Below are 3,108 nucleotides of genomic sequence, written 5' to 3'. Positions count from 1 at the left end.
CTGACGTGAAACGCATCAGGGTTCAGGCGTGGTGAGCACCAGTCGGCAGCGGGGGTGCGGGGCTCGGAAATCCCCGAGCGTGCATACCGCGTACCGGCTGCGTACAGGAGGCGTCCCCACTGCCCGCTATGGAGCGTCCGCAGGACGAGCGGGCTCGACTCCGGGGCGCGCTGCTGCTCACCGCGCAGCGGCGGCCTCGGACACCGCCAACTCGGCGGCCCGCGCCCTACGCTGTGATGGTCACCGCCGCTCGTGATGCATGAGCAGGCGTCCGTGGGCTCAGCCGCGTCCGCGGGGCAGGTCGGTCGTGGTGTAGATCCCGAGAAGGCCGACCATGAGCACCCGCGCGACGCCCCGACCACAACAAGGCGATGAGCTCCCCCACTTCTTCTGACGACACCGGCGATCCGGTCGCCCGGTTCCTCTCTCAGTACGCCGCCCGGCGAGAGCGCACCGTCGACGACCACATGTTCCGCGGCACCGCGCAGGCTCCCGCGCCGGGTGCCTTCCGCCTGCAGTTGTTCGACGCCGCCGCCGTCCGGCCTGTCGTGCTTGCCATCCAGACCATCGACGACGGGCCGAGCCTGATCAACCGGGCGGAGGCGTACGCCAGCGCGGTCTGGCGATGCCAGCGGCCCGACGACGCCGAGCCGCCCCTGTGCCCGGCCTGTTCCGCCCCGCATCTGATCGCGGCGCGGGCACGCTGCGTGAAATCCGGTGGCAGGGAGAACTACCGCCGTGTCAGGCTTCAGCCACCGAAGGGGCGTAGCTCAGCCCGGCCAGAGCAGCGGACTCCAAACCCGCACGCCGCAGGTTCAAATCCTGCCGCCCCTGCGCAGCAGAGCGGCCAGGTACCAGGAGGGCCTGGCCGCTCACTCAACGGGCTCGGGACGCAGACCTCCGCGCAAGCCACGACGTTGAACCGGCGCACGAGCGGGTGCAGACGCATCCACGGCCCGTCCCGTCCCCGAATCATGATCGGACACCGGGCGGCGGCCCGAAGGCGCTTGTGGCCCGCCCAGGAGACCGGCAGACAGCGAAAAGGGCCCAGCGAGAATCACGAGCGGCCCCTGGCTGCGGGCGCCGTGCAGAAATCTGCAGCACGTAGTTACATCTGATGGGCGTCGATGTCGCCTGCGGTGATCAGTGCGTCGCGAAGTTCCTGTGTGGGGCGTTCGGCTTCCGGGGCGGGGGGGAGTTGGGCAATCGCGGTCAGGAGGCTGCGGGCGTGCTGACGGACGGTCGCGTCCCGCCACGGGTCGGTACTGGGGTGGGCGACGAGCAGGGCGACAAGGTGCGCGGCTTCGGGCTTGCCGGGGTGGTGGGCGGCGCGCTCGGCGATGTGGTCGGTGTTGCGCAGGGCGGGTGTGTGGCGGGCGGAGGCGAGGGTGAGGTCGAGCCAGGTCGCCTCGTCGATGGCGGTCAGGGAGAAGGTGCCTGCGCCCACCATGGCTCCTGGGGGCATGCCTGCGCTCAGGGCCGCCCGCCACAGTTGCACCGCGGCGTCTGTGGCGTGAGCGGTGTGGTGGGCAAGGAGTTCCAGCAGGCGGGAGGCGGCGGCTGATCCGCCATCTGCAGCGGCGAGTTCGACGAAGAGGGCGGCCGGGTCACCGAGGATGTGCGGGTCGTCCAGGAGTGCCAGTGCCATGTGGGAGGCGGCTTCGGGCGGGGTGCTGGTGCGTAGACGGGTCAGGAGCTCGGCGCGGTCGAGGTCGGTGAGCAGCGGGGGGTGGGCGGGGCCCCAGCGCAGCCAGGCGGAGGCGGCGGTGGGGGTGCCGTCGGCCGGCAGGGGCAGCAGGACGGTGCGGTGGTCGTGGATCCAGTCGAGGGCCCGGTGGTGCAGCAGGGGCAGGTAGGGGCCGAGAGCGGCGACGGTCCGGGGCTCGGTGCCGGTGGCTTCGGTGATCGTGGTCAGGTGATGGAGGAGTCTGGTGGGCAGGCTGTCGCCGGGAGCACTTGGCTGGCGTCGGGCGTGTTCGAGGAGGCAGTGGATAGCGCGCCCGGCCGGGTCGGTGCCGACGAAGTCGGCTGGGAGCGCACCGGGCGATGTGTCGTCGGGTGTGGTGCCGGCCGGGGTGGTCAGGGGTGCGGTCAGGTTGTACAGGTGGTCCAGGACGGCCGGGAGATTCGTGCCGAGGTCGGTGCCGGTACGCCAGGCTGCGAACACCAGGTCGAGCAGGGCCTGTTCGGTCAGGTCGGCCGTGGAGGAGTCGTCGTCGGGGTCAGTGCCGGTTGCCGGGTCATCGGTCGTGGTCGAGTCGGCCAGGGTGGCGTGGTCGCGGTGCGCGGCGAGGGCCACCATGACGGCCTCGGCCAGTGCGTTGGCGGGGAAGGCGTCGCGGCGGCGGGTCTGTTCGGCGGCGATGCTCAGGTAGAAGGCGCACAGTGAGGGCAGGGCGAGGCGTGCGGTGATCTCGGCCGGTTGGGTGGTCCAGGCCACCGGGTCGCCTTCGATCAGGGCGCGCAGCACCATCAGGTAGCGGGGGTCGCCCGCGTCGGGAGCGGTGGCCAGTGTGGCGGCGGCCGCGGTGGGGCCGTGTTCGGCGGCGATGGCCGCCGCCTGTCTCTCGTCCACGACGGGCCGTGGGGCATCGGTGATCTGGACGAACGGACCGGTGGTGCGCGGGTCGTCTGGGCCGGACGGTTTGGCGCGGCGCAGCAGGGTCAGCACCGGCTGCCAGGGGGTGAGGACGGGCTCAGGGAGCACCGGGGACCAGTCCCAGACCTGTAGCCAGGCCCGCGGTGGCCGGTTGGCCGAGGCGGGGTCGTAGCCGGCGAGTTCCTGGGGGCCGGGCGGGGCGCTGAACGCGTCGGTCATCTGTGCGGTCAGTTGGGGGGCCGTCTGGGGCGGGCAGTTGCTGTGCAGGTAGGCGAGCAGTCGGGCGCCCTCCGGCGTGGGGCGGTGGGCCAGCAGCGCGGGGAGCAGCGCGGTGGCTTGCGTCCACCAGGCTTCGGCATCCGGTGTGTTACTGACCTTTCCGTTGAGTTGTCGGGGGTGACATCGCTTGATCCCTGCGGTAGTTCGTGGCTATGAGGTATGCGCAGGGTGGTGGCCTCACTCCTCAAGGCCAGGCCGCGCGGGAGCGAGTGCGCATGCTCGCCGCCGAT

1 protein-coding gene and 1 tRNA gene are annotated in these 3,108 nt (G+C 71.8%); one reads left to right on the top strand and one right to left on the bottom strand.

What is annotated here, in order from left to right; genetic code table 11:
- Positions 1 to 759: 759 nt before the first annotated feature.
- Positions 760 to 834 (top strand) — tRNA-Trp (locus PUR53_RS11370).
- A gap of 274 nt (positions 835 to 1,108) precedes the next feature.
- Here PUR53_RS11370 and PUR53_RS11365 read toward each other — a convergent pair.
- Positions 1,109 to 2,818, bottom strand: a complete 1,710-nt coding sequence (locus tag PUR53_RS11365; protein WP_329908205.1) for a hypothetical protein — start codon at positions 2,816 to 2,818, stop codon at positions 1,109 to 1,111.
- Positions 2,819 to 3,108 lie beyond the last annotated feature (290 nt).

The organism is Streptomyces sp. SP18BB07 (assembly GCF_036322545.1).
Classification (GTDB): Bacteria; Actinomycetota; Actinomycetes; order Streptomycetales; family Streptomycetaceae; genus Streptomyces; species Streptomyces deccanensis.
This window is presented reverse-complemented; position numbering and strand designations above follow the sequence as displayed.